The sequence below is a fragment of the Sphingobium sp. CCH11-B1 genome (assembly GCF_001556865.1).
Lineage (GTDB): Bacteria > Pseudomonadota > Alphaproteobacteria > Sphingomonadales > Sphingomonadaceae > Sphingobium.
Map to the genome: position 1 here is coordinate 1 of NZ_LSJY01000080.1, position 15,464 is coordinate 15,464.

The 15,464-nt window shown below is 61.7% G+C and carries 16 protein-coding genes; 1 reads left to right on the plus strand and 15 read right to left on the minus strand.

The window, feature by feature from the left end; genetic code table 11:
* Nucleotides 1–11: 11 nt before the first annotated feature.
* The 10 genes from AX724_RS09035 to AX724_RS09080 all read right to left on the minus strand — a co-directional run bounded on the left by AX724_RS09035 (nt 12) and on the right by AX724_RS09080 (nt 7,601).
* On the minus strand, nt 12–821 hold the full coding sequence (locus tag AX724_RS09035) for an ArdC family protein (protein ID WP_066765575.1): 810 nt from the start codon (nt 819–821) through the stop codon (nt 12–14).
* Between the two features lie 515 nt (nt 822–1,336).
* On the minus strand, nt 1,337–1,780 hold the full coding sequence (locus AX724_RS09040) for a hypothetical protein (protein WP_136175471.1): 444 nt from the start codon (nt 1,778–1,780) through the stop codon (nt 1,337–1,339).
* Nucleotides 1,781–1,846: 66 nt separating this feature from the next.
* Nucleotides 1,847–2,362, minus strand: a complete 516-nt coding sequence (locus tag AX724_RS09045; protein WP_443018680.1) for a lytic transglycosylase domain-containing protein — start codon at nt 2,360–2,362, stop codon at nt 1,847–1,849.
* On the minus strand, nt 2,359–2,880 hold the full coding sequence (locus tag AX724_RS09050; RefSeq protein WP_017499958.1) for a S26 family signal peptidase: 522 nt from the start codon (nt 2,878–2,880) through the stop codon (nt 2,359–2,361). Before AX724_RS09050 ends, AX724_RS09045 begins: the two co-directional genes overlap by 4 nt.
* Nucleotides 2,873–3,184 (minus strand): helix-turn-helix domain-containing protein, encoded by a 312-nt coding sequence (locus AX724_RS09055; protein ID WP_081095412.1) that lies wholly within the window; start codon nt 3,182–3,184, stop codon nt 2,873–2,875. The genes AX724_RS09050 and AX724_RS09055 overlap by 8 nt, the downstream gene beginning before the upstream one ends.
* A gap of 30 nt (nt 3,185–3,214) precedes the next feature.
* A complete protein-coding gene (locus AX724_RS09060; RefSeq protein ID WP_017499960.1) occupies nt 3,215–4,096 on the minus strand; it encodes a phytanoyl-CoA dioxygenase family protein in 882 nt (293 codons plus the stop codon).
* A 5-nt stretch (nt 4,097–4,101) separates the two neighbouring features.
* Nucleotides 4,102–4,716 carry an acyl-homoserine-lactone synthase gene (locus tag AX724_RS09065; RefSeq protein WP_017499961.1) on the minus strand — a complete coding sequence of 205 codons (615 nt, stop codon included), beginning with the start codon at nt 4,714–4,716 and terminating at the stop codon, nt 4,102–4,104.
* A 92-nt stretch (nt 4,717–4,808) separates the two neighbouring features.
* On the minus strand, nt 4,809–5,555 hold the full coding sequence (locus AX724_RS09070) for a LuxR family transcriptional regulator (protein WP_017499962.1): 747 nt from the start codon (nt 5,553–5,555) through the stop codon (nt 4,809–4,811).
* Nucleotides 5,556–5,641: 86 nt separating this feature from the next.
* Nucleotides 5,642–5,968, minus strand: a complete 327-nt coding sequence (locus tag AX724_RS22780; protein ID WP_017499963.1) for a helix-turn-helix domain-containing protein — start codon at nt 5,966–5,968, stop codon at nt 5,642–5,644.
* A 487-nt stretch (nt 5,969–6,455) separates the two neighbouring features.
* Complete coding sequence (locus AX724_RS09080) at nt 6,456–7,601, minus strand: CaiB/BaiF CoA transferase family protein (RefSeq protein ID WP_026108913.1); 1,146 nt, start codon at nt 7,599–7,601, stop codon at nt 6,456–6,458.
* A gap of 32 nt (nt 7,602–7,633) precedes the next feature.
* Between AX724_RS09080 and AX724_RS09085 the strand changes: the two genes are divergently transcribed.
* On the plus strand, nt 7,634–8,683 hold the full coding sequence (locus AX724_RS09085) for a LysR family transcriptional regulator (RefSeq protein ID WP_026108914.1): 1,050 nt from the start codon (nt 7,634–7,636) through the stop codon (nt 8,681–8,683).
* Between the two features lie 164 nt (nt 8,684–8,847).
* On the opposite strand, the gene AX724_RS09090 is transcribed toward AX724_RS09085, so the two are convergent.
* From AX724_RS09090 to AX724_RS09110, 5 genes are all read right to left on the minus strand, one after another.
* Nucleotides 8,848–10,995 carry a TonB-dependent receptor gene (locus tag AX724_RS09090; protein ID WP_208598043.1) on the minus strand — a complete coding sequence of 716 codons (2,148 nt, stop codon included), beginning with the start codon at nt 10,993–10,995 and terminating at the stop codon, nt 8,848–8,850.
* Nucleotides 10,996–11,192: 197 nt separating this feature from the next.
* Nucleotides 11,193–12,095 carry an SDR family oxidoreductase gene (locus AX724_RS09095; RefSeq protein ID WP_011415065.1) on the minus strand — a complete coding sequence of 301 codons (903 nt, stop codon included), beginning with the start codon at nt 12,093–12,095 and terminating at the stop codon, nt 11,193–11,195.
* Between the two features lie 105 nt (nt 12,096–12,200).
* Complete coding sequence (locus AX724_RS09100; protein ID WP_017499968.1) at nt 12,201–13,346, minus strand: acyl-CoA dehydrogenase family protein; 1,146 nt, start codon at nt 13,344–13,346, stop codon at nt 12,201–12,203.
* Between the two features lie 37 nt (nt 13,347–13,383).
* Nucleotides 13,384–14,634: a thiolase family protein gene (locus tag AX724_RS09105; RefSeq protein ID WP_443018679.1), complete on the minus strand. Its 1,251-nt coding sequence runs from the start codon at nt 14,632–14,634 to the stop codon at nt 13,384–13,386.
* Between the two features lie 31 nt (nt 14,635–14,665).
* Nucleotides 14,666–15,460 carry an enoyl-CoA hydratase/isomerase family protein gene (locus AX724_RS09110; RefSeq protein ID WP_011415062.1) on the minus strand — a complete coding sequence of 265 codons (795 nt, stop codon included), beginning with the start codon at nt 15,458–15,460 and terminating at the stop codon, nt 14,666–14,668.
* Nucleotides 15,461–15,464 lie beyond the last annotated feature (4 nt).

Below are 15,464 nucleotides of genomic sequence, written 5' to 3' on the forward strand. Positions count from 1 at the left end.
GAACATACCGTTCAATGGTGCGTCAGGCACGGTGCAGACTGTCCAGATAAGGCGATCAATTCTTCGCGCGCATAGTCCTTGCTGCCGAACGCATTGCGCAGATTGCGATTGAGGCGCGACGGGTGGCCGCTGGCATGACAGAGTTCGTGCAGCGCCGTCCGGTAGAAATTGATCTGTTCGTGGAAGGCCGGTTGCGGGGGCACCTGCACATAGTCGGCGCTCGGGACATAGTAGGCCTTGTCCCCACCGATGCGGAAATCGACGCCCGATGCCGCAATGACCGCTTCGGCGATCGGCACGACTTGGCGTTCGGGAAGCGGTGCGGGGTCGGTGGCAAGGCCGGGGCGCAAGCCTTCGCACTGTGCGACGTTGAACACGGTGAAGCGTTTGAGGAACGGCACCGCGCGGGCTTCGCCGCCGGTCTGGCGCGCGCGTTCCTTCTCGGCTTCGGGGGTGAAGCGGTCGGCATAGACAACCCTTGTCCCGCGCTCGCCTTTCCTGACATTGCCGCCCGCCTCCAAGGCTTGGCGGAAGGTCAGCCACGATTGCGACGGATAGCCGTTCTCGATCACTGCTCCCCACAGGATCAGGACATTGACGCCGCTGTAATTGCGGCTGGTGAGCCCGTTGCGCGGGAGGCCGGGGGCGGCGGAGAAGCCTTGACCATTGGGGCGGCCCCAAGGCTGGACCCAAGGGAAGCGGCCCGCCTCAAGTTCGGAAACAATGCGGCCCGTCACCTCGTCGTAAAGATTGGCGCGCTCCGCCGGGGGCTGGCGTTTGCTGCCCTCTGCGCGCGCGCGTTGGCTGCCGGTCTGGTGCATGGCTATCCTCCAATGCCGCCCCAAAAACCCCAGGGCCTCCCCCGGAGCGGGGGTGGGCGGCGAATTGCGACCTGCCGGGCGCGGCCAGGAGGCGGTCCGCACCCGCAGGGCCGAAATGCAATGGAGGAGCCGGACCCGAGCGCAGTCGAAGGCCGGCTTGCGGGACGCCGGGCCGGGCCCAGAAGGGAGCGCCGCCCACCCGCGCGACGAGGGGAAGGCCCAACGAAAAATGCCGCCGCGCCGGTCAGGCGCGGCGACGACAGGCCGGAGCAAGGCTCCGGCATCCCGCCAGTCCGATCGTCACCTTTGGCCGGGACGCGCGAAGCGTGGCCCGGTGGAGCTTGGCGAACGGATGTGAGCCTAGCGGAATAGAGCGGCGGTCGCGCCGCAGGCGCGAGGCGCCTGAAAACCCGGATGCGTCAGGTCAGACCCTGCCGTCTTGAAGCACTCTCGTCGTGGTCGCCATGCGCGCGGTGACACGAGGAGCGAGCACTCGGCCCACTGGCCCCAACAGATCAACCGTGCAGCGGGGATCCGTTCGAACCGGTGCAAGCGGTCATCGCGGGCAACAGGCTCATCATGGCGGCACCGGCGATGATGATCGCGCCGACCGCCGCGGCGATGCCGGTCGCGGTCGGCCCCGCACCGCCGAGCTGCATCAGGCTGGAGACGACACTGCCGCCGGCGATCCCGGCGGGCACGGCGAAGAGAAGCGCGATCGCTCCGCGAAGCGGAACGGGCAACCGCGACGCGATGAGCATGCGTCCGATCAGCAAGACCGCGACGCCGACGACGAGGCCGAGAAGCAGACCGAGCAACGGCCCCAGTTCGCCACCCCCCGCCCACAGAAATGCGGCCGCACCGAGCCCGACCGGGAGTGCGAAGACGGCGAGCCGGAACATCGCCCAGGCGAAGAGGACGATGCCGGTGGCGGACAGGATCAGACCGAGCAACATCACGACCAACTCCATAGGCTCGGAACATAGCAGAAACACGATTCGGCATGAAGCCCCGATCGGCTCGCACTATGGGCGGTCTGGCGCGTTCTTCTCGGGCGACGTCGATCGCAGCGCGACGAACAGCGTGGCCGCACCGGCTTCGCTCCGGCCGGCAGGGGGCCGGTCGCCGATCGCGAAGAAGATGGCATTGACGGTACGCGGCGTTGCACTGGCGGCCGTGACAGCCGACCGGGAATTGACGGGCACTCCGGCGACGCTCGCGAGATAGGCGCGGGTCTCACCGGGCAGCGCGCGGCCGGTCCGCACGTGCTCGGCATAGCGTGCCGGTCCCGCGTTATAGGCTGCGAACAGTCCGGGATAACCGAAGCGGTCATACATCAGACGAAGATAGAGCGTCCCCGCCAATATGTTGTCGCGCGGGCTATGGGGATCACGTCCGAGCCCGAGCCGCGCGCGCATTTCGGACCAGGTGCCGGGCATGAGCTGCATCAGTCCCATCGCGCCGGCGTGCCGGTAGAATGGATCGAGCGCGTCAGCCGGTGCCGCCGCCAGCAGCGCCAGGGCGGTGATGGCGACCCTCAGCCCAGCCACAGCAGTCGCACCTCGCCGATGACGTCGCCGCGCGATGTCGGTCCGAAATAACGCCCATCGAACGAATCCGGGCTGTCCATCAGCAGGAACAATGCGCCCGAACGCAACATCACGCAGCCATTCCACCACGGCATCGGACGGTCGCGGCCATCGGCTTCGCGGCGTTCGGCCACCGGGTGGCCGTTGACATAGATCTCCCGCCCGCGCGCACAGACGCGATCGCCGGGCGCGGCCGCGACGCGCTTGACCAGCGGGATATTGATCGGAATGTAGCGCCGCTCGGCGGCGAGCCGGCGCCAGCGGTCGGGCACCCGGACCAGCACCATGTCGCCCGATGCGATGTCCTGCCGTCCGCTGACGGCATAGAGACCGATCGGCGCGCTGGCCGATGCGTTCCAGACCAGCCACGGCGTTGGCGGCAGCGCGATCGTGGTCGCCAGCGCGGCCGCGCCGAGACCGATCAGCGCGGTGGGTTTAGCCGGCAGACGGGAGGGTAGCAGCCTAGCCATTGCCTCCCTCCCGCATGTTCGCGCGCGACCAGGCCTCGATATCGTCGATATGGTAGCGCCAGACGGTGCCATGCTTTCGGCACGGCGGGCCGCGCCGCTCCCGGCGCATCTTCTTGAGCGTGTCCCCCGCGAGACCGAGATGGAACGCGGCCTGCTTGGTTGTCAGAAACGGGCAATGCTCGCGTGCCCGCCGAGCGCGCTCCGCGGCCGACGACGCCGTGGCTCCACCGTCCACAGCGGATGAATCCGCCTCGATCCGTGTTCGCGCGCCGCCGCCTGCTTCGGGGTTTGGATCGTGTGTCATGAGTGCAGCGCCCGGTCCGACGAACCCGCGTTACCCGCCGATCAGGCCCGCACGCGCGGCTTCCTGTTCGGCGACATAGGCATCCAGCATGTCGGCCTGGCCGGGGAGCAGCGCGTCGATCGCAGGGAGGCCGTCGATATCGTCCCGGTGAAGCAGCACGGACGGGCACTGGCCTTCGACATTGCCGAGATTGGGGCGATGCTGGGCATAGCCGATGAGCGCGGCCAGATCGGGATCGAACGCTCGAGCGATGGCGGGCGGATAGACGAGATACTGATTCTCGAACGTCCGCAGCCATCCGAGGCAATAGGAGGTGATGACCGCGCGGCGCACATGATCGGACTGGTTAGCGCCGGCACCATGCAGGATCGATCCGAGGAACAGCAGCGCGGAGCCGGGTGGCATTTCGGCGGCGACCGGACGTGCATCGCCCGGTTGCGATGCCGCATCGTGATGGCTGCCCGGCCAGACCAGCGTCGCGCCACTCTCCAGCGTGAACGGATCGATCGGCCAGATGACGTTGATCTGATAGTGCATCCCGGTCTTGACGCCGCCCCAGAGATCCTGGTCGCGGTGCGGCACCTGCGCGAGCGCGCCGGGATGGATTTCGATCGCCTGGGTGAGGTTGAGAACGATACGATCGCACCATTCCCCGAGCACCGTTTCGGCGATACCGCGGATGATCGGGTGCAGCACAAGGCCGGCGATATGCCGTGAACGCCGCAACAACGCGCCAAAGCGCTTGGTGCGGGCTCCGTAGAATCCGCCTTCGCAAAAGGGCGTGGCGACGAAGCGCGGTGCGAGTTCGGCTTCGAGCGCGGTGATTAGCTCGGTCGGCACGGCGTTATCGACAATGACATAACCGTCGGCGAGCAGCATCGCGGCGAGGCGGGCGGGGTCGTGCATCGCCATTCCCTTCACGCGGCTCTTGCCGCCGCATCGGGAGTGATCGCACCCGGTACATAGATGCCGTTCGACGCCAGCAGCGCAGGCGTACCGGCGCAGATCTCGATGCGGAACGCTCCAAGGAACGCGCCATCGATGCGGCGCGCGGGGCCGAGCGGCGCTGCGCGCCAGCCCATCGCCAAAACCTCCTCGCGAAAAGCAGCGGTCACGACGCCGGTTAGCATGGTGATTCCGCTGCCGAGCGCATGATCGACCATCGCCGAGATGAGCCGGTTGCGGACACGCAGGCGTCCGGGGGCGCCCAATCGTTGCGGCAGGCAAAGTCGCGTAATCTCGCGAACCTGCTCCCCCCGGGGCGCATCGCACTCGCAGAGCGACGCGAAACGATCGGCGAGAAGATGTGCGCCCTCTGTCGATAGCAGCCGCATCGACCCCTGGTGAATGCAGCCATCGTCGGTGGCGATCAGATAGACCGCCTTGTCGCCGTCATAGCTGTCGATTTCATAGCGGCCGCCGACGACCGGAACATCCCAGCCCAGCAGATCGACGAACAGGGTCTTGCGGTCCTCGAACATCGAGGCGGCGCGCGCATCGGTAAGCGAGCACCCTTTGACAATATGGATCATGGCAGTAGCTCCCGTTCAAATTGAACAGTCGCGAAGGGAGCAGAGATGAAGGGCTCAAACAGTCGTCAATATTGAGGATGCGGCGATCCCGCTCAGAACCGCGGGACGATCTCCTCGATGCAGACGATTCCGCAGGCGAGCGCGATCGCCGGGAGCTGCGCGCGGGAATAGATTCCGAAATGTTCGCGCAGGTCACGCATGTAGGTGCGCACTGTCGTCGGGGCGATGTTCATCATGATCCCGATCTCGACGTCGCTCTTGCCCATCGCCGCCAAGCGAAAGCATTCGAGCCGCTTTGGGCTGAGATGGGGTAATTTCAGCGGGCGCGCCGGAAAGCCGTGCAAGCGCCGCGCCTCGGTAAACGCCTCGCTCGCCATCAGCGTCGCGATCCGGCAGATATGCGATGGCGGCAATTGCCCGTCGCGCGTTGCGAACGTACAGCATCCGGGCGGCTCGCCGGCGACGCCAATCGGAACGGTGAGGCCGTTGCGCAGGCCATGACGCGCGGCTTCGCGCACGATGCGCGCCTGTCGCCGCGTGAAGCCGCCCAGCAGTCGCTCCATTTCGTGCCAGCAGAACGCCCGGCTTGTCGAGCGCGCCGCGAGCAAGGCGGGATCGTCGCGGTAATAGCCTTCGGCGACGAAAACGTCGCCCCAGCTCTGGAAATTGTCCATGCGGAAATATCGCCCACCGGGCTGAAAGAAGGCCATGCTCTGGACGATCGCGAGCCATGGGAGGCCGAGCTGGCGTGCGGCGGCCTCGCTGCAACTGAACAGCTCGCGATCACTGTTCGCGCGCCTGGCCTGCTTAATATAGGCATCGAGGTCGCGAAACGGCACCGAGGGGCACTCCTTTCGACGCGCGCGTTGCGGGCGCGTCTATCGGGCGCGTGGTTCCAGCCCACGCGCGTGCAGCCCCCGATGATTTACTTGGTCTTGCTCGGCCGCCCCGTCGGCTTGTGCGGATGGCGCCGGAGCGTCACCGCCGGGCGCGCCAGTATCGCGCCGATTTCCAGTTCGTCGTCCGAAACGATCGAGATCGATATCCGGCCGGACAAGAGATAGACGGCATTAACGCCGAGTGCCTTCGCGAGCCGCTCCATTGCTTTCAGCGTCGGGCTCGACCGGCCATTTTCGATCGCACTCAGATAAGAGCTGCTCGTGCCCGCATCATGGGCGAGCGCTTCTTGCGTGATGCGCATCGCAAGCCGCAATTTCCTGAGATTCAAACTGAAGGACTTCGACGCATCCATAAGGGCGTAAGTTCACGCCCTGCGACCATTACTCCACACTGGATACAGGTTGGAGTTATTATCTATATTATTACGTTTTTACAAATATTTAAATGAGATTCCCGAACAACGCGCACTCAACTCTGATGCGGATTCTCAGGCGCGCCAAAAGACCGCATTCGGACGGTCGAATCGGTCGATGACCGAAGCCCTCACGCCAGGACATTGGCCGTGGACGCCGCAGTGGAAATCCCATCGGCGTCGTCACATCCGGGGCGAGCATTGATTTCAAGCGCCGAGCGAATCACGATGCGAACAACGTCCCGTGGACACGTCCGCAATCGCCGTTCCGGCGTGGCGTACAGGAATCATCGGATAGTTTGACGTGCCTGTGTGTCGTTGTCTCCTTTGATTTGAATGCAGCGCAGCGAAGCGGAGCGTCGCATTGGTTCATAGTTATGAAATCACCGTTCGTGTCGGGCCGCTGGCCGCCCACCATGCCAACCGACTACTCGCAACAGTCGGTTCTGGCGGTAATCCCGCAGCGGTCCGGTTTGCTCCAGCCCCGCCGAATTGTACTCGGATCTTCATGATGCAGCGGGATCGGTCCGGGGATCGGTAGTGACGAGCCCGAAAAACGTGGCGCCGGCATTGCCTGGAGGATATTGTCGATCTCCCGATAGACGCCTCGCGCTGCCATATGAGGATGGCGCGCCGCTTCGTCCGGATCAAGCACGGGGGCAAAGCAGGCATCGCTGCCTTCCAGCAGTGTGCGCCATTCTTCCCGTGTCCGCATGGCGAATATCTCGCTAAAACGCTGCTTGAGCTCGGGCCAGGCATCACGATCATAGCCGTCGTCAAAACTGCTATCGCCGGCCAACCCCAGCTTTTTGCAAAGCAGCGCATAGAACTTGGGCTCGAGTGATCCGACTGAGATGAAATTCCCGTCGGCGCACCGATAGGTCGAGTACCAGTGAGGGCCGTCAAGGATGCTGCAGCCGCGTATGCTGGCAACCTGGCCGGCGGCCTTCAGGCTCAGGAGCAAGTTCATCATGTGAGCGCTCCCATCGACGATCGCGGCGTCAACCACTTGCCCATTCCCGGTATCCCGCGCGTGCATTGCCGCTGCGAGGACGCCGATGGCCAAATAGAGCGCTCCACCCCCAATATCGCCTACCAGGCTTGGCGGCGCCATTGGCGGTTCACCGGGATGCCCAGCATACCAAAGGGCTCCTGACAGCGCGATATAGTTGATGTCATGGCCGGCCGCTTGGGCGAGAGGTCCCTGCTGCCCCCAACCCGTCATGCGACCGAATACAAGGCGGGGGTTACGCGCTAGGCAAACCTCGGGACCAAGGCCGAGCCTCTCCATCACCCCAGGCCGCATGCCTTCGATCAGTACATCGCCCCTTTGGACGAGATCCAGGACATGCGCGACGCCTTCGGGGGACTTCAGATCCAAGGCAATTACACGTTTCCCGCGGTTCACAATGGCGCCGCTGCCAAGATCGATATTTTCGGAGTTAGGGCTTACGCGTTCAATGACGACGACATCGGCGCCAAGGTCGGCCAACAGCATTCCGCAAAACGGCGCCGGGCCGATGCCCGCAATTTCGAGTATTTTGAGGCCTGCAAGCGGACCAGTTTTCGTCATTCAGGCATACCTGCGTCTGAGACCTTGGCGCTTTGATCCAGGCCGTTTCGCCGCTCCAGATTTCGAGACGGGTTGCAGTCGTGCTGGGCGGCAGTGTCGAAAGTAAGATTGGCAAAATGACCTTGATTCGCCTAATTCATTCTCTGGAGCAATTATTCCTGTGGGGCATGTCCATGCTCGATTCTCGCCTCAAGCATGCCGTCGCGGTTGGTCAGCTTCGTTCCTTCTCCAGGGCAGCGGATGCGGTTGGTGTCACGCAGTCGGCGGTGACCAAGAGTGTCGCTGAACTCGAACGGCATCTTGGCTATTCCCTTTTCCATCGGACCTCACGGGGCGCGATGCCGACAGAGGAGGGACGCGAATTTATTGATCGCGCAGCGCGCTTGCTTGCCGACGCAGCTGAACTACTCGGAGATACAGCCCGCCGCGCCGACGCCTATGCGGGCCCGCTTCGAATCGGACTGTTCCCAGGGTCAATCGACTGGTTGCTCACCCAACCTCTGGTTTCTTTGCTGCGGCGCCATCCGGCAGTGCGCGTCGAAGTCGTTTCGGGCAACAGCGAAAGGGGCGTGCGACTCCTGTCGCGCGGCGATATCGATGTCGCCTTTGGACTTGAAGCGGCCTTTGCACGCTGGCCGGAATTCAAGTGCGAGCGGGTCGCCTCGATCGAAATACTGCCTTTTGTGCGGAACAATCATCCCATTCTGGGGATAAACCCGACCAGCAAGGAGCCGCTGGTCCAGTTCGAATTCGTAGTGCCCTCATCTTCCGAACCCTACACATCGATCATTCAGCAGATGTACGAAAAAAGCGGTAAGCGTCCCGCTGACTGGATCCACATGACAGACTATTTTCAATTGGTTCGACGGATCGTTGCCACATCCGATGCTATCGGGATGGTTGCAAAACAGTTCACCGAGAACTCATGGTTTCGCGCCAATTTCGTGGCCTTGGAGGGAATCGGTTTATTCGATCCATTGACGCTTTGTTATGCTGTGCGTAGCCGCTGGCAGGTAAAACCGGCTGGCCGTGCGCTCGTCAGCCTTGTTCGTCAGGCATGGCGCACCGCATCATCGGATTAACGGCAAGGGGGCGGGGTGCGATCGGAAATCCGCTGCATCCGTCGCGATCAGCTAGAGCATTTCGCGCAGAAGTGGGAACCGGCTTTCCGGCAGGAAATGCTCTAGCAAATTGATCTTGGGCATTTTCCGAGTTGGCGGGTGATTCCACTCGCCTCGAAAATGGCCTAGAAGCTAATCGCCACTTCTCCGCCGATGACGCGCCCCCTGTTTAGCGGTGAAAGGCTTGCACCCGTGCCCCCGAAGGCCGCCGGCAAAGGTGTATCGCCGCCAATCGTCACCTCATTCAGGAGGTTTCGGCCATAGATGGAGAAGCGCCAGTGCTTGTTGTCGGTCGCCAATGTGAGGCTCGCATCGAGCATATCGGCGCCCTGAAGGAAGCCGACGTTGTTGTCGGTGAATGCCGCCTTGTCGCGATGCGTGAAGCTGACACGCGCCGTTGCTGTCCCCAATTCGCCAAGCTGCTGATCATAAGTCAGCCCCACGCCATAGGTCCATGGCGACAGCCTTGGCAATTTGAGCGCACGATCCACATCGTTGATGACGCCATCACCGCTGAGGTCGAACTGGACGTTGCGATACTGGCCATTCACGTAGCCGAGCTGACCCGAAATCACGAGGTTGGACAAAAGAAAAAACTGCCCCTCGGCCTCGACGCCTTTGATTGTGGCGTCGGCGGTGTTCCGTATGACCTGGCTGACGCCAAGCGGTCCGGGCAGGTTGATCTCGCGCTGCAGGTCCTTCATGCGATTGTAGAAGGCCGCCAGGTTGATCCGGTGGCGCCCGAATTGCTTCTTGGCGCCGAGTTCGAAACTGTCCTGGGTCTCTTGATTGAATGGCCCCGGCGGCACAGCGGGATCGGTGTTGCGCAAATTATATCCGCCGCTGCGGAACCCGCGCGTGTAAAGGCCATAAATCTGCGTGTCGTCATCCGGCTTCCACTGAAGGCCGATTTTCGGCGTAAACCCTCGCCATTTTGCCGCGTCGGCGAAATTGGTTGCACAGATCAGCGTGTCTAGATTGCAACCATTTGCGCGTAAGGCCGAGACCCGAACGGCTTTGCGTTCCCAACTATACCGCGCGCCGAGATTCAAGGTCAGCGTATCGGTGAAATGCCAGTCGGTCGAAGCAAAAATGCCCCATGTTGTCTGGTCTTGCGTACCCCCACCGGAAACGATCCGAGCACCGCCCAAAAGATTCCGCAGCTCGGCGTAACGAAGATCCTGGGAAAAATAGTATAGACCGGTTGTCAATTCGACGTCACCGAACCTTCCGGCATAACGAAGTTCGTCGCTGAGTTGATCCTGGTCGATTTCGAAAAAGGCATGAAAGAAGGACTGTGGTGTTCCATCGATATCAGCGCCCGCGGAGGATCGGAATTTCCGATAGCCAGCGATGTTGGTGAAGACGCCTTCGCCCAGACCGACATCGATGTTGGTTTCCACGATCGCCTGGTCCCATTTGGCATCATAGAAACCTGGGAAATTGATCGAAAACCTGAAGCTGTCGCGGGGAAACAGCGCGTGACTCTGGACAGGGGCTCCATCGCTTTCGACATCGCCATGCTCATAGCGGAGATCCATTCGGAAGCGGTCGCCACCCTTGAGCGAAAGTGCCGGGCGAATGATAAGGTCATGTGATTTACCGAAGCTGCGATTGTCGAAGCGGTTGCGAAACCAGCCATTGTCGTCGCTGTAGTAGACGGCCAATTTGGCAGCCAAAACGTCATCGACGATAGGTCCGGTAACCGTGCCGCTTACGGTCTTTTTCAGTCCCGTTTCAATGGATAGCTTGGCTTTGGCTCCAAAATCGAAGCTGGGCCGCGTGGTCCGCACAACCACGGCACCGCCGGTAACGTTGCGACCGAAAAGCAAGCCTTGCGGTCCACGCAGAACTTCGATCCCCTCAAGGTCGAAGTTGTCCAGCACGACACCAGCGTTGATGCCGAGGTAAATACCGTCAGTGAAAACGCCTACGGTGGGGTCGATCGATGGGATCGTGCTGTTGATGCCGAGGCCCCGGATAGTGAAATTGGCATAGCCCGGTGCCGTACCCACATCCTCGAGCTGGACGTTGGGAACGTCGTAGCTCAGACTTTGAAGATTCTGGACGAACTTGGCATCCAGCTGCGCTTCACCAAAAGCCGTGACCGCCATCGGTACTTTCTGCACGCTTTCGCCATAGCCCTTTTTGGTGGCGGTAACGACAATGTCCTCAGCCAGCGCTTCCGTGGCGCTCCCGGTTTGGTCGTTCGCCTGGGGCGTTGCTTCCTGGGCAAATGCTGTTCCCGAGCACAACAACGCGGCAGAAGCCAATAGACATCCTCTCATGGCTGATCCTCTCTTCCCAGGAGATATTGTGTAGTTCATGCCGTTTGGCGGCATTTGAGGGCCGTCGTCCAATTCAATTCGCTGCAGAACTATTCCTGCTGCTCATCGATATCTGGCGGCAGCACGACGCCATCGGCAGCCCGACGGCCGCTCAAAAATATCATGGTAATTCATCGGGTTGATTACGCTCTCAGCGCCCGTTCTACCGCCTCAAGGCTGTCATTCAGCCCGAGCGGGTGCTCGGCATCCGTGAAGTCGACAATTCTACCCCAGTGCCGGGCGACATCATCGAGCGTGAACGCCCTGTCCGCTCCGAAGGCGTGCCCAAGCGCGCGCTCCCACCTAAGCTTGGCGATATAGCCGGCTCCAACTTCAAAAAGCCCTTTGGTTTCGCTGCAATTCTCGTGCGCAAGCCAACCGACCAATGGACTGATCGCTTCCGCTCTGAGATTGGCGAGAAACTCTTGTGGAAAGGCAGTCGCGGTCATACGCGATGCGGCGATTGGGGCGATCGTATTAACCTGGATGTTTCTGGACCGCCCCTCCTCCGCCAGCGCGTTCGCAAGCCCCAATATTCCGAGCTTGGCTGCGGCATAGTTGGCCTGACCGAAGTTGCCGTAGATTGCGGCTGCAGACGTGGTCATGACGATGCGGCCATAGCCCTTGTCGCGCAGTATCGGCCATGCTGCCTGCGTCACTGCCCGCGTCCCATTCAGATGGACCCGCTGAAGCAGTGTCCAGTCTTCGTCGGTCATTTTGTGGAAGCTCACATCGCGCAGGATGCCGGCATTGTTGATGACGACGTCAACGGTTCCGAAGTTGTCAACCGCGGCTTGGATGATCAGCGCGCCCTCCTCGACCGACGCATAATTTGCCACCGCCTGACCGCCCGTGGCTCGAATTTCGTCGACCACATTGTCAGCGGCTGTGGAGCAGCTGCCGCTCCCTTTCTCGTCGCCACCCAGATCATTCACCACCACCTTGGCTCCGCGCCCGCCAAACATCAGCGCGTACTGGCGCCCAAGTCCGCCTCCGGCTCCGGTCACAACCACTACCCTGCCATCGAAACGAAGCTCTTCGTCCATCGCTTGTCTGCCTCTTTTACCTGAGCGACGCATCTGCGCATTTGATCCTGTGCGAGTCAGGCACGCGGCTCCATTTCCGTCGACGCTGTCGTTTTCGTCTGAGCCTTACCGAAAGGCTTGAATGCCGGTCAGGGCGCGCGAAACAACAAGCTTTTGAATCTCCGTCGTGCCATCGGGGATGGGGCAAATGATCGCCTCACGCACCAGCCGCTCAACGATGAATTCGCGGGTGACGCCGTTGCCGCCATGGATCTGAAGCGCATCGCGCGTCGCTTCGATCGCCATTTCGGTGGCGTACCACTTGGCCATCGAGCATTCCGTCTCTGCGCGCGTGCCCGCCTGGACGAGGGATATTGCCCGGTGCGTCAACAGACGGGCTGCGTCGATCTTGGTCGCCATGATGGCGATCTTGTCGGCGATCAGCTGATGGCCGGCGATCTTCTTGCCATGCTGCGCGCGATCGCGAGCGTACGCGATCGCCTCATCCATTGCTCGCCGTGCGATGCCGATACTCCACATCGCCATATGGCAGCGGGCAATCTCGAACACTTGCAACGTATTGCGCAATCCATCGCCGACCCGGCCGATCGTGTTTGCCACCGGTACGCGGCAATCGGACAGGAATATCTGTGCAGTCGATTGGCCGTTGAGCGCCATCTTCTGGATATCGCGCACCTCATACTCACTCTCGTCACGATCGACCAGGATGTGAGTGACTTCATTTTCGCCAGTCTTGCACGTACAGATGAAGATGTCCGAGTAGGCTCCGTTGGTGATCCAGGTCTTTTCGCCATTGATGACCCAGAAATCGCCGTCTCGTACGGCGCGTGTCTTGATGGCGGCGACGTCCGAGCCGACATCGGGCTCCGAGATGCCGAGCGAAACGAACTTCTCGGCCGCGACGAGGTCGGCAAGATAGCGTTGCTTGATCGTCTCCGGGGCGAAGCGGCGGATGAGTTCTGCGCCAACCGCGTTGATGAAGCCGGGTATGGCCACATCGAGCGAGGAATAGGCGATCTCCTCGAAAATGAGCAGATGAGTGAGCCATCCCATATCAAGCCCGCCCCATTGCTCCTGATGCGGTGCGGTAATATGGCCATAGCCGGTCAGTGCTTGAGTCCATTCCTTCATGAGCGGTTTGGGGATGAATCGCTCCCCATGCCGGCGGATTTCCGGCTCAAGCTTGTTGTCGAGAAAGCGGCGGACGGTTTCCACCGCCATGCGTTGTTCATCGGACAGCTCAAAGTTCATATCGTGACCCCGTGTTTCCCTAGGCGCGCTCTGACAACTACCGGCCCAGGATCGTGACGGCGACCACCGCCTCTTCCACCCCGATGACACCTCCGCCGTTCTGCGCGATCGCGAACCGGGCATTCGGAACCTGTCGATCTTCCGCCTCGCCGCGCAATTGCAGCGCAAGCTCGTAGATTTGGCCGAGCCCGGTGGCGCCGATCGGATGTCCCTTGCATTCAAGCCCGCCCGACGTGTTTACCGGAATACGCCCACCCAGCGCCGTCTCACCGCGCTCTGCCGCGAGTCCGCCCTCGCCAGGCGGCGTCAGGCCGAGCGCCTCGATTTCAATGATCTCGCCAACCGCCGTGGCGTCATGCACCTCCGCGACGCCAATATCTTCTGGCCCCACGCCGGCCATCGCATAGGCCCGGTTCGCCGCAAGGCGGCTGACATGGTGGTCATAATCAAAGGGATCGCGCGCGGCGCCGGTTTGCAGCACAGACGCCAGGATTCTTAGCGCCCTGTCCGGGGCTGCCGACAGTTTGCGCCGACCGGCTTCGCTGCAGATGATCGCAGCGGCGGCGCCGTCGCTGATCGGGGAGCACATCGGCAGTGTGAACGGGTAAACGATCGGAGGCGCAGCGAGTACACTTTCGACGGTATATGGGAGGCGATACTGGGCAAGCAGATTGCGCGTCGAATGCATGTGATTTTTCGCCGAGACGGCCGCGATTTGCGCTTGCGTCGAGCCGTAGGTCTTCATGTGCGCGCGTGCCATCGCGGCGTATACATCCATGAAAACGCTGTAAGGCTGACTCGATGTCGTTCCTTCCGGAACATCGACGCCATTGCCCATGGCCAGCAGCTGCGCGCGGCCCGACTCGGTTTCATGCACGTCCCAAGCGCCATCGAATGCACTGAACATGAGCGCCTTGTCGGGCGAGTACATCTTCTCCGCGCCGAGCGCGAGTACGACATCCGCTGCCCCCGATCGAACATAGGCGGCGGCCATGTGCAAGGCCGTGGAAGCCGTCGCACATGCGTTTTCGACATTCACCACGGGAACGCTTGAGATGCCCATCGCTCGCGCCACGATTTCGCCGCGGATCATGTCCTGGCCCTCCATATGCCCCTGGACGCAATTGCCGAAGAAGATGGCTTCGACATCGCCGGCGGTGCATCCTGCGTCGGAAAAGGCCTGCGACGAAGCTTCGGCGCAGAGCATTTTCAGGCTCTTGTCGAACTGTTTTCCGAACGGGGTCATCCCAACCCCCATGACGAATATGTCGGTCATTCGTTGATCCATTCTTCCAATGTGTTCCGCATCCGATCAGGTCTCACCGGTCGGAAAAATCGGGCTTCCGCTTCTCCCGGAATGCCGCCAGTCCTTCGACAATGTCGTTGGACAAGGCGTAAGCAGCCATGGTTTCGAGTTCCTGACGCAGCCCGACTTCGAGCGAGCTATCCTGCGCAGCGCGGACTAGCTGCTTCATGTAGGCGAGCCCTGGCCGGCTCTTTTCTGCAAGAGATTCTACCAGCGCTTGCGCTGCCGCAATGAGATCCTCGGGAGCAACCAGTTGGGTCACGAGTCCGGCTTCCTTCATCTCGGCAGCCGAGATGGTCCCGCCGGTCATCATCAGATGTTTCGCACGCGCTTCGCCGATCTTCCTAGGGAGTCGAACCGACCCTCCACCGCCGGGCAACAGGCCGTAATTTGCATGGGCGTCGCCAAATCTGGCCGGGTGCGCGGCAATGACGAGATCACAGCACAACACCAGTTCCAAGCCGCCGGCGAGCGTAAGGCCGTTGACCGCCGCAATTATCGGAAGGCGCGACGTCTCGATCCTGTTAAAAGCCTGACCGAGCGGCGGCAGAAACAGATTTAAGCGTTCGGCGAGAGTTTGTCCGCCTGTTCCATCGCCAATTGCGAGCAGATCCGCGCCAGCGCAAAACGCCCGTCCGGCGCCGGTAAGAATGCAAGCGCGCACCGTCGCATCTGCTTCCGCTGCCTCGATCGCTGCGGCGAGTTCCTCGGCCAAAGCCAACGACAGACTGTTCAACGCTGCCGGCCGGTTGAGGGTCACCCAAAGCGCTGGGCCGCGTTGCTCAACCAGGATGTATTCATAGTCCATTGCA